The 24,986-nt window shown below is 43.8% G+C and carries 25 protein-coding genes and 1 other annotated feature; of the genes, 9 read left to right on the top strand and 16 right to left on the bottom strand.

Going from position 1 to position 24,986, the window contains the following annotated elements; translation table 11 throughout:
• Positions 1-67: 67 nt before the first annotated feature.
• Both D9736_RS02250 and D9736_RS02245 read right to left on the bottom strand, forming a co-directional pair.
• On the bottom strand, positions 68-997 hold the full coding sequence (locus D9736_RS02250) for a LysR substrate-binding domain-containing protein (protein ID WP_130216377.1): 930 nt from the start codon (positions 995-997) through the stop codon (positions 68-70).
• A gap of 45 nt (positions 998-1,042) precedes the next feature.
• Complete coding sequence (locus D9736_RS02245; RefSeq protein ID WP_130257596.1) at positions 1,043-1,867, bottom strand: SDR family oxidoreductase; 825 nt, start codon at positions 1,865-1,867, stop codon at positions 1,043-1,045.
• 432 nt (positions 1,868-2,299) lie between these two features.
• Between D9736_RS02245 and hisL the strand changes: the two genes are divergently transcribed.
• From hisL to hisIE, 9 genes are all read left to right on the top strand, one after another.
• Positions 2,300-2,350, top strand: a complete 51-nt coding sequence (gene hisL / locus D9736_RS02240; RefSeq protein WP_001364200.1) for a his operon leader peptide — start codon at positions 2,300-2,302, stop codon at positions 2,348-2,350.
• Positions 2,326-2,449 (top strand) — a sequence feature (His leader region). (Overlaps the previous gene by 25 nt.)
• A gap of 46 nt (positions 2,450-2,495) precedes the next feature.
• Positions 2,496-3,395 carry an ATP phosphoribosyltransferase gene (gene hisG, locus D9736_RS02235; RefSeq protein ID WP_000131782.1) on the top strand — a complete coding sequence of 300 codons (900 nt, stop codon included), beginning with the start codon at positions 2,496-2,498 and terminating at the stop codon, positions 3,393-3,395.
• A 5-nt stretch (positions 3,396-3,400) separates the two neighbouring features.
• Positions 3,401-4,705: a histidinol dehydrogenase gene (gene hisD / locus D9736_RS02230; protein ID WP_130257595.1), complete on the top strand. Its 1,305-nt coding sequence runs from the start codon at positions 3,401-3,403 to the stop codon at positions 4,703-4,705.
• A complete protein-coding gene (gene hisC, locus D9736_RS02225; protein WP_000108941.1) occupies positions 4,702-5,772 on the top strand; it encodes a histidinol-phosphate transaminase in 1,071 nt (356 codons plus the stop codon). Before hisD ends, hisC begins: the two co-directional genes overlap by 4 nt.
• Positions 5,772-6,839 (top strand): bifunctional histidinol-phosphatase/imidazoleglycerol-phosphate dehydratase HisB, encoded by a 1,068-nt coding sequence (gene hisB / locus D9736_RS02220; RefSeq protein ID WP_000080093.1) that lies wholly within the window; start codon positions 5,772-5,774, stop codon positions 6,837-6,839. The genes hisC and hisB overlap by 1 nt, the downstream gene beginning before the upstream one ends.
• Complete coding sequence (gene hisH / locus D9736_RS02215) at positions 6,839-7,429, top strand: imidazole glycerol phosphate synthase subunit HisH (protein WP_130257594.1); 591 nt, start codon at positions 6,839-6,841, stop codon at positions 7,427-7,429. Before hisB ends, hisH begins: the two co-directional genes overlap by 1 nt.
• Complete coding sequence (gene hisA / locus D9736_RS02210) at positions 7,429-8,166, top strand: 1-(5-phosphoribosyl)-5-[(5-phosphoribosylamino)methylideneamino]imidazole-4-carboxamide isomerase (protein WP_130257593.1); 738 nt, start codon at positions 7,429-7,431, stop codon at positions 8,164-8,166. The genes hisH and hisA overlap by 1 nt, the downstream gene beginning before the upstream one ends.
• Positions 8,148-8,924, top strand: a complete 777-nt coding sequence (gene hisF, locus D9736_RS02205) for an imidazole glycerol phosphate synthase subunit HisF (protein ID WP_130257592.1) — start codon at positions 8,148-8,150, stop codon at positions 8,922-8,924. The genes hisA and hisF overlap by 19 nt, the downstream gene beginning before the upstream one ends.
• Positions 8,918-9,529, top strand: a complete 612-nt coding sequence (gene hisIE, locus D9736_RS02200; RefSeq protein WP_053886216.1) for a bifunctional phosphoribosyl-AMP cyclohydrolase/phosphoribosyl-ATP diphosphatase HisIE — start codon at positions 8,918-8,920, stop codon at positions 9,527-9,529. Before hisF ends, hisIE begins: the two co-directional genes overlap by 7 nt.
• A 95-nt stretch (positions 9,530-9,624) precedes the next feature.
• On the opposite strand, the gene wzzB is transcribed toward hisIE, so the two are convergent.
• The 14 genes from wzzB to D9736_RS02125 all read right to left on the bottom strand — a co-directional run bounded on the left by wzzB (position 9,625) and on the right by D9736_RS02125 (position 24,986).
• Positions 9,625-10,605: an LPS O-antigen chain length determinant protein WzzB gene (wzzB, locus tag D9736_RS02195; protein WP_130257809.1), complete on the bottom strand. Its 981-nt coding sequence runs from the start codon at positions 10,603-10,605 to the stop codon at positions 9,625-9,627.
• Between the two features lie 144 nt (positions 10,606-10,749).
• A complete protein-coding gene (gene ugd, locus D9736_RS02190) occupies positions 10,750-11,916 on the bottom strand; it encodes a UDP-glucose 6-dehydrogenase (protein ID WP_130257591.1) in 1,167 nt (388 codons plus the stop codon).
• A 243-nt stretch (positions 11,917-12,159) separates the two neighbouring features.
• A complete protein-coding gene (gene gndA, locus D9736_RS02185; protein ID WP_000043455.1) occupies positions 12,160-13,566 on the bottom strand; it encodes an NADP-dependent phosphogluconate dehydrogenase in 1,407 nt (468 codons plus the stop codon).
• 193 nt (positions 13,567-13,759) lie between these two features.
• Positions 13,760-15,184: a phosphomannomutase gene (locus tag D9736_RS02180; RefSeq protein WP_130257590.1), complete on the bottom strand. Its 1,425-nt coding sequence runs from the start codon at positions 15,182-15,184 to the stop codon at positions 13,760-13,762.
• Between the two features lie 5 nt (positions 15,185-15,189).
• The gene (locus D9736_RS02175; protein ID WP_130257589.1) at positions 15,190-15,936 is read right to left on the bottom strand and encodes a glycosyltransferase family 2 protein; all 747 of its coding nucleotides are present in this window, start codon (positions 15,934-15,936) and stop codon (positions 15,190-15,192) included.
• Positions 15,936-17,342 (bottom strand): mannose-1-phosphate guanylyltransferase/mannose-6-phosphate isomerase, encoded by a 1,407-nt coding sequence (locus D9736_RS02170; protein WP_130257588.1) that lies wholly within the window; start codon positions 17,340-17,342, stop codon positions 15,936-15,938. The genes D9736_RS02175 and D9736_RS02170 overlap by 1 nt, the downstream gene beginning before the upstream one ends.
• Before the next feature lie 5 nt (positions 17,343-17,347).
• Positions 17,348-17,809 (bottom strand): GDP-mannose mannosyl hydrolase, encoded by a 462-nt coding sequence (locus tag D9736_RS02165; protein WP_130257587.1) that lies wholly within the window; start codon positions 17,807-17,809, stop codon positions 17,348-17,350.
• A gap of 2 nt (positions 17,810-17,811) precedes the next feature.
• Entirely contained in the window at positions 17,812-18,777 is a 966-nt protein-coding gene (locus tag D9736_RS02160; protein ID WP_130257586.1) for a GDP-L-fucose synthase, read from the bottom strand.
• A gap of 3 nt (positions 18,778-18,780) precedes the next feature.
• Entirely contained in the window at positions 18,781-19,905 is a 1,125-nt protein-coding gene (gene gmd / locus D9736_RS02155) for a GDP-mannose 4,6-dehydratase (RefSeq protein ID WP_001610406.1), read from the bottom strand.
• 18 nt (positions 19,906-19,923) lie between these two features.
• Positions 19,924-20,949: a glycosyltransferase family 1 protein gene (locus D9736_RS02150; RefSeq protein ID WP_130257585.1), complete on the bottom strand. Its 1,026-nt coding sequence runs from the start codon at positions 20,947-20,949 to the stop codon at positions 19,924-19,926.
• A 2-nt stretch (positions 20,950-20,951) separates the two neighbouring features.
• Positions 20,952-22,208: an O-antigen polymerase gene (locus D9736_RS23315; RefSeq protein ID WP_165383136.1), complete on the bottom strand. Its 1,257-nt coding sequence runs from the start codon at positions 22,206-22,208 to the stop codon at positions 20,952-20,954.
• 10 nt (positions 22,209-22,218) lie between these two features.
• Complete coding sequence (locus D9736_RS02135; protein ID WP_130257584.1) at positions 22,219-23,028, bottom strand: glycosyltransferase family 2 protein; 810 nt, start codon at positions 23,026-23,028, stop codon at positions 22,219-22,221.
• A gap of 6 nt (positions 23,029-23,034) precedes the next feature.
• On the bottom strand, positions 23,035-23,745 hold the full coding sequence (locus D9736_RS02130; protein WP_130257583.1) for a hypothetical protein: 711 nt from the start codon (positions 23,743-23,745) through the stop codon (positions 23,035-23,037).
• On the bottom strand, positions 23,742-24,986 hold the full coding sequence (locus tag D9736_RS02125) for a flippase (RefSeq protein ID WP_130257582.1): 1,245 nt from the start codon (positions 24,984-24,986) through the stop codon (positions 23,742-23,744). Before D9736_RS02125 ends, D9736_RS02130 begins: the two co-directional genes overlap by 4 nt.

Raw genomic sequence — 24,986 nt, 5'->3', positions numbered from 1 at the left:
CGGCGCATTGTGCCTAAATGGGGGGTAAATGACAAGAGAATGAGAGGCTTGTCATATAATTTTTTATTTAAATGGCTGATTTTCCGTCATCATATTTTGCATAAACACCAGCAATAGCACTATTTGCTAAAATCTCATCACGCCACCACGCACTGGCAAGCCCTGCGGTTTGTTCATTCCATCCAATCCATACGGGTTCAAAGAGGGATTGCGCAACCACTTTCTTCTCAATTAACGCACCACTATCGAGAAAACGTTGCGCCAGATAGCGCGGTAAATAACCGCAACCAAGACCGCTGATTTGTAATTCCAGTTTGGTTTTAAAATCAAATACGGTAATGGCCTCTTGTTCGTCGAGAAGTTGTGATGCCGTAGATGCACCTGCCTGCGCAGTATCACCCACGATAATCGCCCGATAGCGTTTAATGATACGGCGATTTAACGGTTCCTCTTCAAGAGCTAACGGATGATGAGGCGCAATCGCGAAAACTTGCTCCAGATCGCCCAACCGCGAGAAACCATATTCGCTGGAAGAGGGTGGTTCATGCATCGCGCCAACAATAATATCGGCCCTGCCCTGGGTCAGGGCCTCCCAGGAACCGCCGAGAACGCCATTGATAAACTTCAGACGCGTGACGTTGTGATGTTGATAAAAGGCTTCAATAAGTGGCGCAAGCAGTGAAAAGGGAAAGGTATCATCAACACCAATCACCAGTTCATTTTCCCAGCCTTCATGGAGTTTGATCGCTTGTTTTTCCAGTTCATGGACAGTGTGGAGAACTTCCCGCCCTTTCTCTAATAACATCTTTCCGGTACGGGTAAATTTAGCGCGGTGACCGCTACGATCAAGCAATTGAATATTAAGGTCGCTTTCCAGCTTGTGAACGGTGTAACTCAGAGCGGACGGCGTCTTATAGAGTTTGGCCGACGCCGCCGCAAAACTGCCCTCTTTTTCTAAGGCATCGAGGATCATCAACACATCCAGCAGTGGTTTCATACACGCCCCCTTGCAGTGTATGCGGCGTCCTGCTGGCGTGATGCTTTACTCCAGCGGCATTACCAGCGGATCGGGATACTGGTATTCAAATCCCAGTTCATTACAGATCCGACTCCCATCAATAATTTTACCTTTGCCGCTGTCCAGGCTATTTCTGAACTGCGGAGGCTCCAGCCCCAGTAAACGGGCCATCTGCGGATAGAAAACATTGCGCGCAGGGTGAGCTGGCGCACATATATTATAGATGTGTCCGCCTTTAGGTGCCTGTAACAACAGAGTGATAGCGCCAATAACATCTTCCAGGTGGACTAAATTCACACCATGTTCACCGTCCGGCGCGGTTTTCCCGGCAAAGAAGCGTCCGGGATGACGCCCAGGCCCGACCAGACCCGCAAGACGCAAAATATCAACCGAAGTACCGGGTAAATTGTGCAGCCAATCTTCCAGCTCTTTTAACACTCGTCCACTATGGGTCAGTGGATTACGCGGAGTGTTTTCTTTCACCGTGCCTTGTGCGTCGCCATAGACAGACGTTGAGCTGGTAAAAATAATGCGGGGAATACGATGAGCCAGCGCGCTATCCACCAGCTCCTGCACTGCTTGTAAATAGAACTCATCGCCGGGGCCGCTGCGGCGTGCCGGAAGCGTAATCACCAGCGCATCAGCATCCATCAGGGCATCCAGATCGTCAGAGTCGCAAACTAAATCGGGCTCCATGCGAAGCAGATAGCTATCAATGCCACTCATTTGGGCCGCTTCTACGCCATCTTGTGTAGTTTTACTCCCGGTGACTTGCCAGCCTTTCGCTGAAAGTGACATCGCCAGCGGCATGCCTAACCACCCTAACCCGACAATTGCGACCTTTTTCATCCGTTTTCTCCTGATACACCTTAGATCTATAAGGCTACGCCAGCGTATCAAAACTGACAATTCATTCTATGAATGAATCGAAACTGTTAGCAAATATAGAATTATACAATTGTCTGATGCGCTCCGCTTATCAGGCCTACAAAAACATCAATATATTGAATTTACGCAACATTTGTTGACCGGATAAGGCGTTCACGCCCCATCCGGCATGAACAAAGCCCGCTTTAGTTACAGAACACAATGTTCTTGAGGTTTTAAAGACATGTTTTCACGATTACTTTTTTAAAGTACTCACTCTTAGCCTCCTCCTTTCCCCGCTCATTCATTAAACAAATCCCTCGCCACAAAATATATAAAAAAGCCCTTGCTTTCTAACGTGAAAGTGGTTTAGGTTAAAAGACATCAGTTGAATAAACATTCACAGAGAATTTTATGACACGCGTTCAATTTAAACACCACCATCATCACCATCATCCTGACTAGTCTTTCAGGCGATGTGTGCTGGAAGACATTCAGATCTTCCAGTGGTGCATGAACGCATGAGAAAGCCCCCGGAAGATCACCTTCCGGGGGCTTTTTTATTGCGCGGTTGATAACGGTTCAGACAGGTTTAAAGAGGAATAAGAAAATGACAGACAACACTCGTTTACGCATAGCTATGCAGAAATCAGGACGTTTAAGTGATGACTCACGCGAATTACTGGCGCGCTGTGGCATAAAAATTAATCTTCACACTCAGCGCCTGATCGCAATGGCTGAAAACATGCCGATTGATATTCTGCGCGTGCGTGACGACGACATTCCCGGTCTGGTAATGGACGGCGTGGTTGACCTCGGCATTATCGGCGAAAACGTGCTGGAAGAAGAGTTACTTAACCGCCGCGCTCAGGGTGAAGATCCACGCTACTTTACCCTGCGTCGACTGGATTTCGGCGGCTGCCGCCTTTCGCTGGCAACGCCGGTTGATGAAGCCTGGGATGGCCCACTCTCCTTAAACGGTAAACGTATCGCCACCTCTTATCCTCACCTGCTCAAGCGTTATCTCGACCAGAAAGGCATCTCTTTTAAATCCTGCTTACTGAACGGTTCTGTTGAAGTCGCCCCGCGCGCCGGACTGGCGGATGCGATTTGCGATCTGGTTTCCACCGGTGCCACGTTGGAAGCTAACGGCCTGCGCGAAGTCGAAGTTATCTACCGCTCGAAAGCCTGCCTGATCCAGCGCGATGGCGAAATGGAAGAATCCAAACAGCAACTGATCGACAAACTGCTGACCCGTATTCAGGGGGTGATCCAGGCACGCGAATCAAAATACATCATGATGCACGCACCGACCGAACGTCTGGATGAAGTCATCGCCCTGCTGCCAGGTGCCGAACGCCCAACCATTCTGCCGCTGGCGGGTGATCAACAACGCGTAGCTATGCACATGGTCAGCAGCGAAACCCTGTTCTGGGAAACGATGGAAAAACTGAAAGCGCTGGGTGCCAGTTCAATCCTGGTCCTGCCGATTGAGAAGATGATGGAGTGATCGCCATGAGCTTTAACACAATCATTGACTGGAATAGCTGTACTGCGGAGCAACAACGCCAGCTGTTAATGCGCCCGGCGATCTCCGCTTCTGAAAGCATTACCCGCACCGTTAACGATATTCTCGATAACGTGAAAGCACGCGGCGATGAGGCCCTGCGGGAATACAGCGCGAAGTTTGATAAAACCACGGTTACCGCGCTGAAGGTGTCTGCTGAGGAAATCGCCGCCGCCAGCGAACGCCTGAGCGACGAGCTAAAACAGGCGATGGCGGTGGCAGTAAAGAATATTGAAACCTTCCACACTGCGCAAAAACTGCCGCCGGTAGATGTAGAAACGCAGCCAGGCGTGCGTTGCCAGCAGGTCACGCGCCCGGTGGCTTCGGTTGGTTTGTATATTCCTGGCGGCTCCGCCCCGCTCTTCTCAACGGTATTAATGCTGGCAACTCCGGCGCGTATTGCGGGCTGTAAAAAAGTGGTGCTGTGCTCACCGCCGCCGATTGCCGATGAGATCCTTTACGCGGCGCAGCTGTGTGGTGTGCAGGACGTATTTAACGTCGGCGGCGCACAGGCCATTGCCGCACTGGCGTTTGGCACAGAATCCGTGCCCAAAGTAGACAAAATCTTCGGGCCAGGTAACGCCTTTGTCACCGAGGCAAAACGCCAGGTAAGCCAGCGTCTGGACGGTGCGGCAATCGATATGCCCGCAGGCCCGTCGGAAGTACTGGTGATTGCCGACAGCGGCGCTACGCCGGATTTCGTGGCTTCTGATTTGCTTTCTCAAGCTGAACACGGCCCGGACTCTCAGGTGATTTTACTGACGCCCGATGCTGATATGGCGCGTCGCGTTGCCGAAGCCGTCGAACGCCAGCTGGCACAGCTGCCGCGTGCCGAAACCGCCCGCCAGGCACTGAACGCCAGCCGCCTGATCGTGACCAACGATTTAGCGCAGTGCGTAGAGATCTCCAACCAGTACGGTCCGGAGCACCTGATCATTCAGACCCGCAACGCCCGCGAACTGGTCGATAGCATCACCAGCGCCGGTTCGGTATTTCTTGGTGACTGGTCACCGGAATCGGCAGGCGACTATGCCTCCGGCACTAACCACGTTCTGCCGACTTACGGTTACACCGCCACCTGTTCCAGCCTCGGACTGGCAGATTTCCAGAAGCGCATGACCGTGCAGGAACTCTCGAAAGAAGGTTTCTCCGCTCTGGCGTCGACCATTGAAACACTGGCCGCCGCCGAGCGCCTGACCGCCCACAAAAATGCCGTTACTTTGCGTGTTAACGCCCTTAAGGAGCAAGCATGAGCACCGTGACTATTACCGATTTAGCGCGTGAAAACGTCCGCAACCTGACGCCGTATCAGTCAGCGCGTCGTCTGGGCGGTAACGGCGATGTCTGGCTGAACGCCAACGAATACCCCACAGCCGTGGAGTTTCAGCTCACTCAGCAAACGCTCAACCGCTACCCGGAATGCCAACCGAAAGCGGTGATTGAAAATTACGCACAGTATGCAGGCGTGAAGCCGGAGCAGGTACTGGTCAGCCGTGGCGCGGACGAAGGTATTGAACTGCTGATTCGCGCTTTTTGCGAACCGGGCAAAGACGCCATCCTCTACTGCCCACCAACGTACGGCATGTACAGCGTCAGCGCCGAAACCATTGGCGTTGAGTGTCGCACAGTGCCGACGCTGGACAACTGGCAACTGGACTTACAGGGCATTTCCGACAAGCTGGACGGCGTAAAAGTGGTCTATGTTTGCAGCCCCAACAACCCGACCGGGCAACTGATCAATCCGCAGGATTTTCGCACCCTGCTGGAGCTAACGCGCGGTAAAGCCATTGTGGTTGCCGATGAAGCTTATATCGAGTTTTGCCCGCAGGCATCGCTGGCTGGCTGGCTGGCGGAATATCCGCACCTGGCTATTTTGCGCACACTGTCGAAAGCTTTTGCTCTGGCGGGGCTTCGTTGCGGATTTACGCTTGCAAACGAAGAAGTCATCAACCTGCTGATGAAAGTGATCGCCCCCTACCCGCTCTCGACGCCGGTTGCCGACATTGCGGCCCAGGCGTTAAGCCCGCAGGGAATCGTCGCCATGCGCGAACGAGTGGCGCAAATTATTGCAGAACGCGAATATCTGATTGCCGCTCTGAAAGAGATCCCCTGTGTGGAGCAGGTTTTCGACTCTGAAACCAACTACATTCTGGCGCGCTTTAAAGCCTCCAGCGCAGTGTTTAAATCTTTGTGGGATCAGGGCATTATCTTACGTGATCAGAATAAACAACCCTCTTTAAGCGGCTGCCTGCGAATTACCGTCGGAACCCGTGAAGAAAGCCAGCGCGTCATTGACGCCTTACGTGCGGAGCAAGTTTGATGAGTCAGAAGTATCTTTTTATCGATCGCGATGGAACCCTGATTAGCGAACCGCCGAGTGATTTTCAGGTGGACCGTTTTGACAAACTCGCCTTTGAACCTGGCGTGATCCCGGAGCTGCTGAAGCTGCAAAAAGCGGGCTACAAGCTGGTGATGATCACTAATCAGGATGGTCTTGGAACACAAAGTTTCCCGCAGGCGGATTTTGATGGCCCGCACAACCTGATGATGCAGATCTTCACCTCGCAAGGCGTGCAGTTTGATGAAGTGCTGATTTGTCCGCACCTGCCCGCCGATGAGTGCGACTGCCGTAAGCCGAAAGTAAAACTGGTGGAGCGTTATCTCGCTGAGCAAGCGATGGATCGCGCCAACAGTTATGTGATTGGCGATCGCGCGACCGACATTCAACTGGCGGAAAACATGGGCATTAATGGTTTACGCTACGACCGCGAAACCCTGAACTGGCCGATGATTGGCGAGCAGCTCACTAAACGAGATCGTTACGCTCACGTAGTACGTAACACCAAAGAGACGCAGATTGACGTTCAGGTGTGGCTGGATCGCGAAGGTGGCAGCAAGATTAACACCGGCGTTGGCTTCTTTGATCATATGCTGGATCAGATCGCCACCCACGGCGGTTTCCGCATGGAAATCAACGTCAAAGGCGATCTCTATATCGACGATCACCACACCGTCGAAGATACCGGCCTGGCGCTGGGCGAAGCGTTAAAAATTGCCCTCGGCGACAAACGCGGTATTTGCCGCTTTGGTTTTGTGCTGCCGATGGACGAATGCCTTGCCCGCTGCGCGCTGGATATCTCTGGTCGCCCGCACCTGGAATATAAAGCCGAGTTTACCTACCAGCGCGTAGGCGATCTCAGCACGGAAATGATCGAGCACTTCTTCCGTTCGCTTTCTTACACCATGGGCGTGACGCTCCACCTGAAAACCAAAGGTAAAAACGATCACCACCGTGTAGAGAGCCTGTTCAAAGCCTTTGGTCGCACCCTGCGCCAGGCCATCCGCGTGGAAGGCGACACCCTGCCCTCGTCGAAAGGAGTGCTGTAATGAACGTGGTGATCCTTGATACCGGCTGCGCCAACCTGAACTCGGTGAAGTCGGCCATTGCACGTCACGGTTATGAACCAAAAGTCAGCCGTGACCCGGACGTGGTGTTGCTGGCCGATAAACTGTTTTTGCCCGGCGTTGGCACTGCGCAAGCAGCGATGGATCAGGTGCGTGAACGCGAGCTGTTTGAACTCATCAAAGCCTGTACCCAACCGGTGCTGGGCATCTGCTTAGGGATGCAGCTGCTGGGGCGGCGCAGCGAAGAGAGCAACGGCGTCGATTTGCTGGGCATCATCGACGAAGACGTGCCGAAAATGACCGACTTTGGTCTGCCCCTGCCGCATATGGGCTGGAACCGCGTTTACCCGCAGGCAGGCAACCGCCTGTTTAAGGGGATTGAAGACGGCGCGTACTTTTACTTTGTTCACAGTTACGCAATGCCGGTCAATCCGTGGACCATCGCCCAGTGTAATTACGGCGAACCATTCACCGCGGCGGTACAAAAAGATAACTTCTACGGCGTGCAGTTCCACCCGGAGCGTTCTGGTGCCGCTGGCGCTAAGCTGCTGAAAAACTTCCTGGAGATGTGATGATTATTCCGGCATTAGATTTAATCGACGGCACCGTGGTGCGTCTCCATCAGGGCGATTACGGCAAACAACGTGATTACGGTAACGACCCGCTGCCGCGCTTACAGGATTACGCCGCACAAGGTGCCGAAGTGTTGCATCTGGTGGATCTGACCGGAGCAAAAGATCCGGCTAAACGTCAAATTCCACTGATTAAAACCCTGGTCGCGGGCGTTAACGTACCGGTGCAGGTTGGCGGCGGCGTGCGTAGCGAAGAAGATGTGGCAGCGTTACTGGAAGCAGGCGTTGCGCGCGTGGTGGTCGGCTCCACCGCAGTGAAATCACCAGAAATGGTGAAAGGCTGGTTTGAACGCTTCGGTGCGGATGCTTTAGTGCTGGCGCTGGATGTACGCATTGACGAGCAAGGCAACAAGCAGGTGGCAGTCAGCGGCTGGCAAGAGAACTCGGGCGTTTCACTGGAACAACTGGTGGAAACCTATCTACCTGTAGGTCTGAAACATGTGCTGTGTACCGATATCTCGCGCGACGGCACGCTGGCAGGCTCTAACGTCTCTTTATATGAAGAAGTGTGCGCCAGATATCCGCAAGTGGCATTTCAGTCCTCTGGCGGCATTGGTGACATTGATGATGTCGCTGCCCTGCGTGGTACTGGCGTACGCGGCGTAGTAGTTGGTCGTGCATTACTGGAAGGTAAATTCACCGTGAAGGAGGCCATCGCATGCTGGCAAAACGCATAATTCCGTGTCTCGACGTTCGTGATGGTCAGGTGGTGAAAGGCATACAGTTTCGCAACCATGAAATCATTGGCGATATCGTGCCGCTGGCAAAACGCTACGCCGAAGAAGGTGCAGACGAACTGGTGTTCTACGATATCACCGCTTCCAGCGATGGCCGTGTGGTAGATAAAAGCTGGGTATCTCGCGTGGCGGAAGTGATCGACATTCCGTTCTGCGTGGCGGGCGGGATTAAGTCTCTGGAAGATGCCGCGAAAATTCTTTCCTTTGGCGCGGATAAAATTTCCATCAACTCCCCTGCGCTGGCAGACCCAACGTTAATTACTCGCCTGGCCGATCGCTTTGGCGTGCAGTGTATTGTGGTGGGTATTGATACCTGGTACGACGCCGAAACCGGTAAATATCATGTGAATCAATATACCGGCGATGAAAGCCGTACCCGCGTCACGCAATGGGAAACGCTCGACTGGGTAGAGGAAGTGCAAAAACGCGGTGCCGGAGAAATCGTCCTCAACATGATGAATCAGGACGGCGTACGTAACGGTTACGACCTCGAGCAGCTGAAAAAAGTGCGTGAAGTTTGCCACGTCCCGCTGATTGCCTCCGGTGGCGCGGGCACCATGGAACACTTCCTCGAAGCCTTCCGCGATGCCGACGTTGACGGCGCGCTGGCAGCTTCCGTATTCCACAAACAAATAATCAATATTGGTGAATTAAAAGCGTACCTGGCAACACAGGGCGTGGAGATCAGGATATGTTAACAGAACAACAACGTCGCGAACTGGACTGGGAAAAAACCGACGGACTTATGCCGGTGATTGTGCAACACGCGGTATCCGGCGAAGTGTTAATGCTGGGCTATATGAACCCGGAAGCCTTAGACAAAACCATCGAAAGCGGCAAAGTCACCTTCTTCTCACGCACTAAACAGCGACTGTGGACCAAAGGCGAAACGTCGGGCAATTTCCTCAATGTGGTGAGTATTGCCCCGGACTGCGACAACGACACGTTACTGGTGCTGGCGAATCCCATCGGCCCGACCTGCCACAAAGGCACCAGTAGCTGCTTTGGCGACACCGCTCACCAGTGGCTGTTCCTGTATCAACTGGAACAGCTGCTCGCCGAACGCAAATCTGCCGATCCGGAAACCTCTTACACTGCCAAACTGTATGCCAGCGGCACCAAGCGCATTGCGCAGAAAGTGGGCGAAGAAGGCGTGGAAACCGCACTGGCCGCGACGGTAAATGACCGCTTTGAACTGACCAACGAGGCATCGGATTTGATGTATCACCTGCTGGTGCTATTGCAGGATCAGGATCTGGACTTAACGACGGTAATTGAGAACCTGCGTAAACGGCATCAGTGAGTTGCTGGCTGACCGGATGTGATGTTGTTGTCGCATCCGGCAAAAAAACGGGCAAGGTGTCACCACCCTGCCCTTTTTATTTAAAGCTGAAAAGACTATTTCGCGTTGTAATTACGCAGCGCATTACGCCCCAGCACAATTCCCGCGCCAACCATGCCGCCCAGCAGTACAGCCAGAATCAGTGTGATGGCCTTTTTCGGGCTATCGCGACGAATTGGCAGTGTGGGTTTCATCACATAGCGGTAAGCATGAATATCAAGATCATCTACCTTTAAGCTTTCGATATCCAGCAGGTTTTGACGAGTCTGATAATAGTTTGGCGAGAACACAAGCGGACGAGTCGCTTCGTGCTTAATCATCGACTCCAGCGCTTCGCTACCTAATAAAAGCAACGTATCCTGAGTAATATTTTCACCAGTCTGCTGAATCTGCGGCTTTGTTACCTGCGCCTGATTCGCATACTGCAACGCTTCCTGAATCTGGCGGATACGCAGCGTTTTTTGCTCTTGAGCCACCACTTCCTGAGTTTTCAGGGAGTCCTGCAAGGTTTTCATACCCAAAGCGATATTATCCTTCAGGTCTTTCTCCAGTTCTTCATTCACTCGGTCATCAACTTGTTGAATGTATTCAGCCAGCTTTTTCTGTGCATCCTCCGCAGTGTGCCCGACATAAGAAACAGCTAACGGTAACGGCTGGTTTTTAACAGCAGGCTCGATAGTCAGTTTTTCGCGTTCTTCCTGATTATCCAGCGTTTCCGCTAATGCAGAAAAAGCAGAACTGAAGCGCCCAATCAACGCCTCCTGTAAATCAGCTACTTTTGGCGCAGCCTGGCCATAAATTACATTCATGGCGTTGTTATAGCCGGCAATTTGCCCCACATCAGGCTGAGTGACAATGGCTGTTGATGTCCATTGCTCTTTCGCTACTGCCAGGTATCCAATAGCCAACACGATAGCCACAATGACTGTGGCGATAATGGTCATCTTCCCGCGCCACAGTTGCATCAGTAAATCAATTAAATCAATCTGTTCCGGGTCATTGTTGTGCCCAGAAATATTATTATTTTCAACTTTCATCATTACCCTAACAGACGGAAAATTTCAGGTCGCCATAGTTTAGCGATAATCCGTATGAATGCCATAGGATAAACAATAAATATAATGAATTGTTACATGAACATAGATACCAACTACCGCCAAAAATCATCTGATTACAGATAGTTAGTCGCTACCGAAAAGATCGCGGGTGTAGACCTTGTCTGCTGCATCTTTAAGCTCTTCTGACATTCGATTAGAGATAATGACATCAGCCTGTTGCTTAAAAGTCGCGAGATCACGTTCCAGACGTGAATTGAAAAACATTTCTTCCTTCATTACCGGTTCATAGATAATCACTTCTACCCCCTTAGCTTTGATACGCTTCATGATCCCCTGAATGGAAGACGCACGAAAGTTATCTGAACCGCTCTTCATAATTAGGCGATATATCCCTACGACTTTTGGTTTACGCGACAAGATAGCATCGGCAATAAAGTCTTTGCGGGTACGGTTAGCTTCAACGATGGCAGAAATGATGTTATTTGGCACAGACTGGTAATTTGCCAGAAGCTGCTTGGTATCTTTCGGCAAACAGTAACCACCGTAACCAAATGATGGATTGTTGTAATGATTGCCGATACGAGGATCAAGACAAACACCTTCAATGATTTGACGGGTGTTCAATCCAAGGCTTTCTGCATAACTGTCCAGCTCGTTAAAGTACGCCACGCGCATTGCAAGGTAAGTATTGGCAAAAAGTTTAATGGCCTCTGCTTCTGTTGAATCAGTAAACAGAGTCGGGATATTTTGTTTAACCGCCCCTTGCTGTAATAACGCGGCAAAACGCTGTGCACGTTCAGAACGTTCGCCTATCACAATACGGGAAGGATGAAGGTTATCGTAAAGGGCTTTGCCTTCTCGGAGGAATTCAGGGGAGAAGATGATGTTCTCTGTCTTGAATTTTTTTTGCATCGCGGCCGTAAAACCTACCGGAACCGTGGACTTAATAATCATTACTGCATGAGGGTTTATTTCTGTAACATCTTTAATTACTGATTCTACGCTGGATGTATTGAAATAATTGGTTTTAGGATCATAGTCGGTCGGGGTTGCGATGATTACATAATCAGCATTCCGGTAGGCTTCTTTTTTATCTAACGTGGCATTAAAACGTATTTTGTCTGATTGCAAAAATTGCTGAATTTCTTTATCAACAATAGGAGATATCCGATCATTTAGCATTGCAACGCGAGATGGCAAAATATCTAATGCTACAACGTTATGATTTTGTGCGATTAATAGCCCATTAGACAGGCCAACATAACCGGTTCCGGAAATGGTGATTTTCATTTCATGCTCTCAGAATTAACTTAACTATGAATCATGATGTTTTAGCACCCTGATAAGAGTTAAAAGTTTTAACGCCACGATGATGTCTGGTCAACGAAACGAAAAACATTTCAGATTTTCTTTATAAGAATAGCTGCTATTTATTAAGTTAGTATTAAGCAATGAAATTAAATCAATAAGATTGATAGCAAAAAAAGCCCGGCGATAAATGCCGGGCCTTAGTTTAATACTGATTAAATCAGATTAATCCAGCCATTCGGTGTGGAATACACCTTCTTTATCAATGCGCTTATAGGTATGCGCACCGAAATAGTCACGCTGTGCCTGGATCAAGTTTGCAGGCAGTACTGCGGCACGATAGCTGTCATAATAAGCAACCGCTGCAGAGAAGGTAGGTACTGGAATGCCGTTCTGCACCGCATAAGCAACAACATCACGCAAAGCTTGCTGGTAATCGTCGGCAATTTTCTTAAAGTACGGGGCTAACAGCAGGTTAGCAATCTTCGGATTTTCGGCGTAAGCATCCGTGATTTTCTGCAGGAACTGAGCGCGAATGATACAACCGGCACGGAAGATCTTCGCGATTTCACCATAATTCAGATCCCAGTTGTACTCTTCAGACGCCGCACGTAACTGCGAGAAGCCCTGCGCGTAAGAAACAATCTTACCCAGATAAAGCGCACGGCGAACTTTTTCGATGAACTCTGCTTTGTCGCCCGCTGGCTGTGCTTGCGGACCCGATAGTACTTTAGACGCAGCTACGCGCTGATCTTTCAGGGAAGAGATATAACGAGCAAACACAGACTCAGTAATCAGCGACAGCGGTTCGCCGAGATCCAGCGCGCTCTGACTGGTCCATTTACCCGTACCTTTGTTCGCTGCTTCATCCAGGATCACATCAACCAGGTAGTTACCGTCTTCATCTTTTTTGGTGAAGATGTCTTTAGTGATGTCGATCAGGTAGCTGCTCAGTTCACCGTTATTCCACTCGGTAAAGGTTTGTGCCAGTTCTTCGTTAGATAGATTCAGACCACCTTTCAGCAGAGAATAGGCTTCAGCAATCAGTTGCATATCACCGTATTCAATACCGTTGTGAACCATCTTCACATAGTGACCTGCGCCATCAGCACCAATATAGGTAACGCACGGTTCGCCATCTTCAGCAACGGCGGCGATTTTGGTCAGGATAGGTGCAACCAGTTCATAGGCTTCTTTCTGCCCACCAGGCATGATAGAAGGTCCTTTCAGCGCGCCCTCTTCACCACCGGAAACCCCCGTACCGATGAAGTTAAAGCCTTCTGCAGAAAGCTCGCGGTTACGACGAATGGTGTCCTGGAAGAAGGTATTACCACCATCAATGATGATATCGCCTTTATCGAGATATGGTTTCAGGGAATCAATAGCAGCATCCGTGCCTGCACCTGCTTTCACCATTAACAGGATGCGACGAGGCGTTTCCAGAGATTCAACAAACTCTTTCACCGTATAGTAAGGAACCAGTTTCTTGCCTGGATTTTCGGCAATCACTTCTTCCGTCTTTTCACGAGAACGGTTGAAAATAGAGACGGTATAACCACGGCTTTCGATGTTGAGCGCAAGGTTGCGTCCCATCACTGCCATACCGACGACGCCGATCTGTTGCTTTGACATTGTTTACTCCTGTCAGGGGTGGTCACCGCGAGGTTGCGCGGCTTGAATATGAAACAGATGTTAACTCAAGTTACATGAATGTGTGTAGTGCTGAATTTCATTAATGCAACGAATACCGTTCATCTTCCTTTATACAGACATCCACTTGTAACCAAACCTACACGCATATATAAGCGAAGATAAATCTATAACATCAAGAAATTAAAGATATAATATTCCCAAGCACATTCGTAACATATTGCTTAGCCTGATTTTCATCACTGCCTTCAGCATAACAACGGAGTTCAGGAGCATTTCCGGAAGGACGGAGATGTATAATATCACCATTAGTTAAAATAAATCTTGCACCATCCGTTTCATCAATAGTGGAACAGGATAATGATTCATACCCTAATTTATTAAAGAAATTATTGGGTGATGAAATAGCATTTTTTATAATTTGCTGACTTGACTCTGAAGGAAAGTTTTTCACTCTATCTGACCAAGTGAATCGCTGTGGAAGATTATTAACCAGTTGAGAGATAGTACTATTACGAGAAGCTATTAAGAGCATTAACGCTGGTAATACGGCATCTCGAGTAGGTAACGCATTTAATTCTTTGCCATTAATTTGTAGATCGGAGGCAAGCAGAAAACCTCCATTAGCTTCAAAACCAGCGACTGAATCAAATTGTTTAGCAAGTTCTGAAAACGCTGCAATCACATAAGGAGAGCCAATTTTAGTCCGTTGTATATTTGCAAATTTATTAGATTGTTCAATTGCTGTATTACAACTCACTGGAATAGCCAACGCCTTGATATTAAGTTCAATAGCCGTAAGTAATCCCAGAATATCGCCTCTTAGCCATTCACCATTTTCATCGGCAACTAAAGGACGATCACCATCACCATCTGTTGAGAAAATTGCATCGAGATTGTATTTTTTAGACCACTCTCTTGCAAGTAGACGATCTTCTTCGCTAACTGCTTCCGTATCAATAGGAACGAACTCATCACTTCTACCGAGGGAGATGACCTCAGCACCCAATTGATTAAAAAGTGGAGCATATAAATCTCGTCCTGCACTAGAATGTTCATAGATCCCAATTCTCTTCCCCTTTAAAATATCGGAATTAAAAAGAGAAACATAACGTTCCAGGTATGAATCCGCACCTTGAGTACTAGTTTCAAGATGAGGTAATACATCTACAGGAGAAAAAGCATATTCACTATTTACTATTGCTAACTCATCCTCTTTTGTGATTTCACCATCTGGACGGTAAAATTTCAAACCATTACGGTCAAAAGGTATGTGACTACCAGTAACCATTATGCAGGGGATATTTTTCTGCATGGAATAATGAGCTAATGCAGGGGTCGGAATTACACCATGATATTCAATGGCGAACCCATGTTGTTTGATAGCGAACGCGCATGCCTGAGCAATTTCATAACTACTCGGGCGGTTGTCAATGGCTAAAGCAACTTTATTAAAATTGTATTTGTCATCAATAACAGAAAGAAACGCATGACTGAAGGCTGCACAAACATCATGGGTAAAATCGATGACTAAACCACGAGCACCACTAGTGCCGAAAGCAATATTGCTATCGGTAATGATTTTGTTAGCATTTAACATGATGATTACTTCTTAATAAATTGAGGAAGTTTGGATAAATTTTTATACGCTAAAGCTATTGGCCAGATAATACCATTCTGTTTCATAGCGCGAATATCTTCCATTGATTTATTGATCATGGAAGATACTGAGCGATTGCTAATTCCACCAACACGCATTTTCACTAATACTTTTGGTAAGTACGCTATTGAAATACGCTGTTTTAAAATATAACGTAATAATGAGTCATAATCAGCAGATATACGGTAATCTAATGAAAAACAACCAAACTGACTATAACAATCGCGTTTCATATAAAATGATGGGTGTGGCGGCATCCAACCTAGTTTCATCTTCAAACGGCTAAATGAGCCACTCTTCCATAATCTAATACGTTTAGTCGTATCATTTTGGGCAACATACTCCAAATCACCATAAACAGCATCACACCCTGAACTTTCAAATGTTTTTACTATATCTGCAATGGCTCCATCATAAGCAAGTAAGTCATCAGAGTGCAAAAATCCAATTATATCACCAGAAGCTGCTTGAATACCTTTATTCAGTGCATCATAAATACCATTGTCGGGTTCGCAAATGATTCTTGAAACTCTTGTACATTTACTCTTGATTAGCTCTATCGTATTATCTTTTGATGCTCCATCTACAACTATATATTCAATATCTGAATGCGTTTGTTTTTCCAGAGAGAGTAATGTATCAAGAAGCGTTTTTTCACTATTATAAGTTGCTGTGATAATTGAAATCCGCATTAGTATCCGACTCCAGAAGAAGAAACTCTTATAACATCATCCTCTTCCAGGTAGACTCCTGATCTAACCTCAATTATTTCAAGCGGGATCTTGCCGGGATTTTCAATGGCATGTGGTACACCAACAGGTATATATGTTGACTCATTTTCTGAAACAAGATAAGTTTTCTCCTCAAGATGAACTTTAGCTGTCCCCGAGACAACAATCCAATGCTCAGTACGATGGTAATGGATCTGCTTAGCGGTAATGTGACCCGGTAATACAATCACATGTTTAACCTGAAAGCGTTGCCCTTCAGCTATAGTGTCATGACTGCCCCAAGGACGAAAAATTTCCCGATGTTGTAAATATTCTGTTCGATTATTCTTTTTAAGTTGAGCTACGATGTTTTTAACTTGCTGAACTTTATCTTTATGAGCAACTAATACTGCATCTTTCGTTTCAACGACAACCAAATCCTTTACGCCCACGGCACCAATAAGTCTATGCTGCGAATAAAGATAACTATCTGTAGCATCTTCAACCAAAACATCACCACGAATGGCATTGCCGCTTTGGTCTTTTGAACTTATTTCCCACAGCGCAGACCATGACCCAACATCACTCCATTGCGCATCCAATGGTACGACCACAGCTTCAGCTGTTTTTTCCATAACGGCATAGTCGATTGACTCTTCAGGGCAGCAAGAAAAAGAAGAGTTATCCAAGCGGATAAAATCTAAATCTTGAGTCGAGGAAGCTAAGGATTGCTGACAACTCTCTAGAATATCTGGACGGAATTTTTTTAGTTCATCAATGAATACAGATGCTCTGAACATAAACATTCCACTATTCCAAAGATAACCGCCATCTGACAAATACCGCTGAGCTAATTCTAGCTCTGGCTTTTCAACAAAAGCTGCAACTTTATAACCTTGCCCACCAAGTGGCTCACCTGACTTAATATAACCATACCCTGTCTCTGGAGCTGTTGGAACGATGCCAAATGTGACCAACTTACCTTGCTGAGCAAAGTCCTTCGCGGCCAAAACTGCTGTAATGAAACTGTCCTCATCCTGAATTTCATGGTCAGCCGCAAGAACCAAAAGTATAGGATCCTCTCCACTTGCCGTTGCCTGAAGCGCTGCAAGGGCTACAGCAGGTGCCGTATTGCGCCCTACAGGCTCAAGCAAAATCCCACTATGCCTTAAACCAACTTTACGCAATTGTTCAGCAACGATGAAACGATGTGATTCATTACAAATGATCAAAGCAGGATTGTGTTCAACCTTTTCTAGCCGTCGCAAAGTCTCTTGCAACATAGTTAAGCGGCTATTTAAAGACAGAAATTGTTTCGGATAAAGTGTACGTGAAAGAGGCCATAATCTGGTACCAGAACCACCGGCCATGACAACGGGAAGTAGCATATCTATTACCTTGATATAAAATAATTTTTGGTATATTGATGAACTGCAGTGCTATTAAGCAACGTTACTACATCAAACCACTTGTAGGAATTATGCTGAATCGTTGGTAGGTGAAGTTGCTGCGGATTAATTTGAATTTCATATCCATGCACTACGTAGTGTGTAGAAAATTCTACTTCAGAAAAATTGTCATTGTAAAAGTGTTCATACACACCAAGAAATATGGCCTCACCAAGACTAGTTTGAACGCCTATCTCTTCAAATGTAATCCTTTTAAAAGCATCCTCGAATGACTCATCCTTAAAAATTCGCCCTCCTGGCACAAACCAATAATTTTTTGCGGGGCGATTCAGGCGCTGCCCAAGCAGCGCCTCTCCTTTATCGTTTCTAATTATGAGGTCAATCGAGATTAGAGGAGTATGCTTGACTATTGTTTTAAATAACTCATATTCTAATCTCTTTTTCATAACTATCCCCGAAAAGAATCAATATTATCAAGAAACCATTTATATGTTAATGATAGACCTTCATGTAAATTATAGCGATGTTGCCAGCCCAAGTTTTTGAGTCGGGTAACGTCCATAAGCTTTCGCGGGGTGCCATCTGGTTTGGTCGCGTCAAAAACAATTTTTCCTTGATAACCCACTACAGAAGCCATTGTTTCAGCCATTTCACGTATGGAACAATCCACCCCGGTACCAACATTAATATGAGATAACATTGGTTGTGTGTTTTGTTGATAAATTGTGTCCTCTAGCTCCATCACATGAACCGAGGCAGCAGCCATATCATCAACATATAAAAACTCACGCATCGGCGTTCCCGTGCCCCAGACAATAACTTCTTGTGCACCACTTTCTTTTGCCTCATGGAATCTACGCATGAGTGCCGGAATAACATGGGAGTTTTCAGGATGGAAGTTATCATTCGATCCATAAAGATTAGTAGGCATTACACTTCGATAATCGCGACCATATTGACGATTATAAGACTCACATAATTTTATGCCCGCAATTTTAGCAATTGCGTATGGCTCATTAGTTGGCTCAAGTATGCCCGTCAAAAGTGCAGACTCTTTCATCGGCTGCTCTGCAAATTTTGGATAAATACAGCTAGAGCCTAAAAAAAGTAATTTTTGAATTCCAACCTTGTGAGCTGAATGTATAATATTACTCTCAATCATGAGATTCTGATAGATGAATTCTGCTGGAAATGTATTATTGGCATAAATACCACCTACTTTTGCCGCAGCAAGATAAACCTGATCAATCCTCTCTCTCTCAAAAAATGCCTCAACATCCTTCTGCACGGTCAGATCGAGTTCTTTGTGTGTTTTAACCACTAACTCGATATCATCACGCAGCGATAATTGTCGGCAAATAGCAGAGCCAACCATGCCCTGGTGCCCAGCAACATATACTCTTTTCTGTATCATGTATTAACGCTCCAGAGAAACCGAAACATCATAACCATGGCTTTTAAGAAGTGCATGTTGTTTCGCTTTTAACAAATCGCTAGCAACCATTTCCGCACACATCTCTTCAACTGTAATCTCTGGTTCCCAGCCTAATAGATTTTTTGCTTTTGCAGGGTCACCTAAGAGTGTTTCAACTTCAGCAGGACGGAAATAACGAGGATCAACCCGAACTATAACGTCCCCAACATTTACACCAATAGCACAATCGGAAATTTTATTAACTACTGTGGCTATCTCATCTACACCCTCACCAGAGAATTCAAGTTCAAGTCCGACTTCTTTAGCAGCCATACGGACAAATTCACGCACAGATATCTGTTTACCTGTGGCAATGACAAAATCCTCTGGATGATCTTGCTGAAGCATCATCCATTGCATGCGAACATAATCTTTAGCGTGTCCCCAGTCACGCAACGAATCCAGATTACCCAAATATAAGCACTGTTCGATCCCCTGAGAAATATTAGCTATTGCACGAGTAATTTTACGGGTAACAAACGTTTCTCCACGGCGTGGCGATTCATGGTTAAAAAGAATACCATTACAAGCATATATACCATAAGATTCACGGTAGTTAACTGTTATCCAGTAAGCATACATCTTAGCTACAGCATAAGGCGAACGCGGGTAGAATGGAGTAGTTTCACGCTGAGGAATCTCTTGCACTAAACCAAAAAGTTCTGAAGTAGATGCTTGATAGAAACGTGTTTTTTTCTCCAGCCCACAGATTCGTATTGCTTCTAATAAACGTAATGTCCCTATTGCATCTACATCTGCTGTATATTCTGGTGACTCGAATGACACTGCGACATGGGATTGTGCACCAAGGTTATAAATTTCATCCGGTTGAATTTCTTGGATTAAACGGATCAGATTCGATGTATCTGTTAAATCCCCATAGTGTAAAATAAAATTAGGCTCATCAACGAATCGTGATTGATAAATATGATCAATTCTATCGGTGTTAAATGACGATGCTCGGCGTTTTATACCATGTACTTCATAACCTTTTTCAATGAGAAATTCTGCAAGATATGAACCATCTTGTCCAGTTACGCCTGTGATAAATGCAACTTTTTTATTCATTTTAATCATATTATGTTCCTAAATATTCAACTCATTATAAACTTTAATCGTTTCATTAACACATTTTGACCATGAAAATTTTTGCGCCTGCAGTAAACCTCTTTCGATCATAACATTTCTTTTTAAATTAACTAATTCTAAAGCTTCTTTTAACGTAAACTCATTAATATCATCAATATAAATAGGCGCATTCCCCCCTACTTCTGGCAACGAGGATGTGTTTGCACAAATAACTGGACATCCGGCCTGCATAGCTTCTAGAACAGGTATTCCAAACCCCTCATAACTGGAAGGGTAAACAAGTGCATATGCAGTATTATACTGTATATTTAAATCTTCATTACTCAAAAATGTAAAATGTTCATATCTATTTTTTAAATGTTTCTCAAGGAGTTCTATTTCATATTTTTTAAGCACTCCTCCGCCTACAATTGTAAGCTTTAAGCCATGTAATTCCCCTACAGCCTTGACTGCAAGAACGAAATTTTTATAACCTTCTCTGGCACCGACAAATAAAACTGAATCATTTACTCTCATATCAGACATGCTAGAAATATGTTTATATGATGGGGATACACCATTATAAATCACTCTAATTTTATCTTCGCTAATTGGACAGTACTTAAGTAAATCTCTAGCAGTGTTGTTTGAAATACAAATCACAATATCACTATTCTTGATAGCATGATATTTTTGAATAGAATGAATAAATTTTGACATTCCTCCCCTGTATTTCTCATAGGTGAAATCATGAACAGTTGTAACATTTTTCACATTCAAATTAGGATTTTTATGAACTCGATAATAACTTGAGTGCAAAACGCCACTTTTAACATCAGTTACATTTCTATATCTTTCTAAAATTCTTGGTTTACGATATTGCAACTTTAAGTCATTTGTATCAAACTCAAATTCTTTATTTTTATACAACAGAATTTCAGCTTGGTAATTTGATTTCACCATTCCCTGGATCAACTCATTAAAGTATACACTTATTCCACCAAATGATTGAAGATTATAAATAATCCCATCGATAGTCACCATTATCATCGCCCTCGCAAGGTAATACGTTCGATTAGAACGAACAATATCAAAAAGAAGATCAGTAACAATACATATGCAGGCCCAGCAAAATAAGTTCCAAATGAAGGTGAAATGAGAATTATAGAAAGCAAAAAATAGGATGCAGAGTTCGTAATTACTTTTGCATTAAACATTTTAAGCTTAGCAAAAATATAGCCATAAAATATATTCATGGGTGAAAGAAAAGTTAAAATGACCAGTCCAACATATCCATAATCAACAAAATTATCCATCCCTTTTGAAAAAGCAGGTGTATGCCCCGACTCCGCAGCTCCTGGATAATAGATTTCATTTACATGCAAGAATCCATATACAAAAGGTTTATCAGGAAACAAACCTCTCGGTATATAAGACCAAAATTGGCTGAAATAAACTGTGCCATTGAAAAATTTAACCACACCTTTATCAAGGTCTTGTAGCAAATAAATACTATTTTGATACTGGTCAAAATAAGACAATACTACATCGACATTCATATTTCCAATAGCTAAAAATAAATTATAGAGAATGGCACACGCTGCCAGGGGTGTAACTAAAATCAGTCCAAATTTTAAAAATCTAGATTTATTAAGACTTAACACTGCAAGATAAAAAATCGCGAATGAAAGAATAAAAGTTTTCGACCCAAGAAAAAAAACCAAGGTACAATATAATATCGCGCATAAAAATAACCTTATTTCCGAGCGTAAACCTAACGCTCTAGAGAAATAAGATACTGAAAGCATACTTAAAGAAAAAGCATATAAAAAACCATTACCTTCTCGATAGTTTTGATAACCATCCCTGGGATTCATTAACCATCCAGAAATACCTATTTCTGACTTTGAAGAAAGAAGAACAAATAATGCAACAAACAGAACCAATGTAATATTTGATATTCTTTTTAGTTTAGCATTAGAAATCGAACAAGTTAAATAGATTTCTCTATTTTTAAATACTATATTAAAAACCAAATAAAAGAAAATTATAGATAAAACACCTGCAAAAGAGTAGATGTTATATATAAACAAAGCCTCATTATAATATTGATTTAATGCAAAGTCTGAACCATAGAAAAGAGGAGCCAAAATATTTTCCAATAGAAAAACCGGAAATAAAATAATGGCGCAAATTGTAAAGGGATTGACAATTGTAAGCCTTAGTGTTTTCGTCGCTAATAAAGAAAAAGAAAAATATAGTACTATAGCCAGTATAACATTTAAACAATATATTATTACCACATCCCCTCCCCTACCTTAAGCCGAATAATTTTCGCTTGATTGATTTTGTTTTTTGATATAATGCTTGAGGGACAATCATTTTAAATAAAACTTGTAATGAATTATAGACAGCAAATTTTATTTTGTATGATAAGGGCATAAGAATATTATTCTTAGCAAGAATGTAAGCAATTTCTTTCTTGACTAATTTTTTATTAGATTCATTTGAACTAACACCCGAAGCATCCATTATGGATACAGGGAAATTCACATAATGCATTGTAGCTGGATCTATTGTTCTTATCATAAAATCACTATCAGCAGCAATTTTTAGTGTTGTATCAAAGCAATTAGCATTATCTTTAAAAAAGACAGAATTCTGGAAAGTACCCTGATGCGGAGGAAGTGAAGGCCGACCACACTCCCACTTTTTCTTTATTTTTCCGTAAACTCCAACTATATTACCTTTATCACTAAAATATACATCACCATATATAGTTGTTGCACTCATATTTTCGTGAATAGCATTTACTATTTTTGAAAGAGTATTATTTTCATAGAATGTATCGCCGGCTCCCATAAAAATAACCCAATCGCCATTTATGTGAGGAAGCGCTTTATTCCAGGCGTCGTATATTCCTTGATCAGGCTCACATAAAAAATAATCTATAATATCAATATATTTATAAATATACTCTAGTGTTGATTTGTTAGAGTTGCCGTCTATAACAATCCATTGAATGTTACAATAAGTCTGATTTTTAATAGATTCCGCTGTTTTGCAGAAATCTCCCTCACAATTATACGTCGATGTTATTATAGTAATCTGTAAGCCACTCATCTTAACTCACTTATTTTTCATGGCAATATAGTTTAATCTTAATTCTTTAATTAAGGTCTTTATTTTACTATCAGTGGAATACTCAATATTAAACGTGCCGGAGACTCCTTTTATTTTTGGAATGGTTGTTCCAATAACTCCTTTTAATTTGTTTTTTTTAATTTGCTCAAAAAAAACGTGTTCTAAATAAACGCCGTCAAGGTCACGCACATCTTTATAAGAATTAGCAAAAAAGTCCAAATATATTTTTTTATTTACAACATAAAATCTTGTATCAATCATATTTTCATTAAGAAAAGGAACTGGTATAAAAAAAGCTTTACCATTGAATGCTTTTATACATTGCTTATAATTATCGACATATAGTTTTGAGGTTATTTTTGCGAAACTTTCAGCATCAGACAAGTAGCGACTATTCATCAATGCATACTCAATTATTTCACCCTCTCCATAACCTTTTCCATAAGATTTAACACTTTCTGTATCGTTTTTGAAATGTAATATCTCAATTAAATCTTTGTTGATTATTTGTTTATCGTTATAGATATCTTTAGTCAAATCATAATCACTACCATCACATATTACTAGATAATCAGCACTCTTTGACAATTCTCTTATCGCTTTCAATGTAAGTGATAATCTTGAATTTTCATCAGAAAGATTTGTAAGAGGAGCATTAGGTGAGATACAAGAAGTCACTAATACTGGGATTTTCATTTTATCTTTTCCAGCCTCAACGAAATTAACATTAGTATAAAATAATCGAAGGTGACTCTTGCGCTCCAGGCATAAGCAACACCAGCGACAGAAAAATACATAATTGAAAAATATAAAACTAGCAGATATGGAATACATTCAATAAGATGAATGAGCCCCGTAATTTTTGCATAACCTTTCGATTGGATTTGGGCAAATGGAACTTGAGCAAGAGAATTGAATACAAAACCTATTAATAATATTTGAAATATATAAGGACTCTCAGTGCTATATTGTTTCCCAAGCCATAAAGTTATAATATCACCAGCCTTCAAAGAAAATACAATAGCTATAACTATACTAGTTACACTTATTAATAGCGTAGCCTCTTTTATTATTTTTTTTCGCTCATCTTTTGTATTATTCTTACATAGCGCAGGAAAAATTGTCCTTGCTATAGTTGTCGGTAATATAAGTAACTTTGAAATTGCATCTGCAGGAGCAATATATAACGAAGCTTTAGCAGGGCCAACTGCATTTGACAAGATAAATCGGTCAATATTTGTAAGCAATGGATTAATTATGCTACTAATACTCGCCCATCCTCCAAAACTTAAAAGTGCTTTTGTTTTACTTAGACTAAAATCCATTGTAAGCCTATTATTTCTAAAAACAAAGTATACACTTAAAAGAGCACCACTTATTCTCGCAATCACTAACCCAAAAGTAGCATTAAGCAAGCCAACATTTCCATAAATAAAAATAACTGGTAGTAGCGCAGTTAAAACACCTGTGATTGTTTTTTGTATATTTAATAATTTGAATTTTTCATATCCTTCTAATATCCCCCAACAAACCATGTTAAGGAGGTAAAATGGCAGACAGTAAGCTAAAAGACTTATAGCATATGCAACACTTTCAGTTTGTTCCGGACCACTGATTAAGGATGCAATCTTATGGTCGCTGTAATAAAAAATTACAGATACAACAACACCAATACATATTGTTAAAAAAATTGATGTTGTAATTATTTGATTTGTAGCTTTTTTGTCGTTTTTATTTAATGATATTTCACGCACAACGGCTCGCGAAAGTCCGAGATCAAATATACTTGCGTATCCGACTATTGTAAAAAACATTAAAAAAAAGCCAAAGTTAGTTATTCCTAGCTCCCTCGCCAAATACCCCATCGCAGGTATTGACAATAAAGTTGGGATTGCATACCCAGCTAAATTTATCAAACTATTTACTTTTATACTCAT

It is taken from the genome of Escherichia sp. E10V10 (assembly GCF_004211985.1).
Taxonomy (GTDB): Bacteria; Pseudomonadota; Gammaproteobacteria; order Enterobacterales; family Enterobacteriaceae; genus Escherichia.
This window is presented reverse-complemented; position numbering and strand designations above follow the sequence as displayed.

Bases quoted from the DNA above. Each gene is read 5' to 3' on its own strand.
- D9736_RS02250 (WP_130216377.1), bottom strand. From the start codon at position 997: ATGAAACCACTGCTGGATGTGTTGATGATCCTCGATGCCTTAGAAAAA.
- D9736_RS02245 (WP_130257596.1), bottom strand. From the start codon at position 1,867: ATGAAAAAGGTCGCAATTGTCGGGTTAGGGTGGTTAGGCATGCCGCTG.
- hisG (WP_000131782.1), top strand. From the start codon at position 2,496: ATGACAGACAACACTCGTTTACGCATAGCTATGCAGAAATCAGGACGT.
- hisD (WP_130257595.1), top strand. From the start codon at position 3,401: ATGAGCTTTAACACAATCATTGACTGGAATAGCTGTACTGCGGAGCAA.
- hisC (WP_000108941.1), top strand. From the start codon at position 4,702: ATGAGCACCGTGACTATTACCGATTTAGCGCGTGAAAACGTCCGCAAC.
- hisB (WP_000080093.1), top strand. From the start codon at position 5,772: ATGAGTCAGAAGTATCTTTTTATCGATCGCGATGGAACCCTGATTAGC.
- hisH (WP_130257594.1), top strand. From the start codon at position 6,839: ATGAACGTGGTGATCCTTGATACCGGCTGCGCCAACCTGAACTCGGTG.
- hisA (WP_130257593.1), top strand. From the start codon at position 7,429: ATGATTATTCCGGCATTAGATTTAATCGACGGCACCGTGGTGCGTCTC.
- hisF (WP_130257592.1), top strand. From the start codon at position 8,148: ATGCTGGCAAAACGCATAATTCCGTGTCTCGACGTTCGTGATGGTCAG.
- hisIE (WP_053886216.1), top strand. From the start codon at position 8,918: ATGTTAACAGAACAACAACGTCGCGAACTGGACTGGGAAAAAACCGAC.
- wzzB (WP_130257809.1), bottom strand. From the start codon at position 10,605: ATGAAAGTTGAAAATAATAATATTTCTGGGCACAACAATGACCCGGAA.
- ugd (WP_130257591.1), bottom strand. From the start codon at position 11,916: ATGAAAATCACCATTTCCGGAACCGGTTATGTTGGCCTGTCTAATGGG.
- gndA (WP_000043455.1), bottom strand. From the start codon at position 13,566: ATGTCAAAGCAACAGATCGGCGTCGTCGGTATGGCAGTGATGGGACGC.
- D9736_RS02180 (WP_130257590.1), bottom strand. From the start codon at position 15,184: ATGTTAAATGCTAACAAAATCATTACCGATAGCAATATTGCTTTCGGC.
- D9736_RS02175 (WP_130257589.1), bottom strand. From the start codon at position 15,936: ATGCGGATTTCAATTATCACAGCAACTTATAATAGTGAAAAAACGCTT.
- D9736_RS02170 (WP_130257588.1), bottom strand. From the start codon at position 17,342: ATGCTACTTCCCGTTGTCATGGCCGGTGGTTCTGGTACCAGATTATGG.
- D9736_RS02165 (WP_130257587.1), bottom strand. From the start codon at position 17,809: ATGAAAAAGAGATTAGAATATGAGTTATTTAAAACAATAGTCAAGCAT.
- D9736_RS02160 (WP_130257586.1), bottom strand. From the start codon at position 18,777: ATGATACAGAAAAGAGTATATGTTGCTGGGCACCAGGGCATGGTTGGC.
- gmd (WP_001610406.1), bottom strand. From the start codon at position 19,905: ATGAATAAAAAAGTTGCATTTATCACAGGCGTAACTGGACAAGATGGT.
- D9736_RS02150 (WP_130257585.1), bottom strand. From the start codon at position 20,949: ATGGTGACTATCGATGGGATTATTTATAATCTTCAATCATTTGGTGGA.
- D9736_RS02135 (WP_130257584.1), bottom strand. From the start codon at position 23,028: ATGAGTGGCTTACAGATTACTATAATAACATCGACGTATAATTGTGAG.
- D9736_RS02130 (WP_130257583.1), bottom strand. From the start codon at position 23,745: ATGAAAATCCCAGTATTAGTGACTTCTTGTATCTCACCTAATGCTCCT.
- D9736_RS02125 (WP_130257582.1), bottom strand. From the start codon at position 24,986: ATGAGTATAAAAGTAAATAGTTTGATAAATTTAGCTGGGTATGCAATC.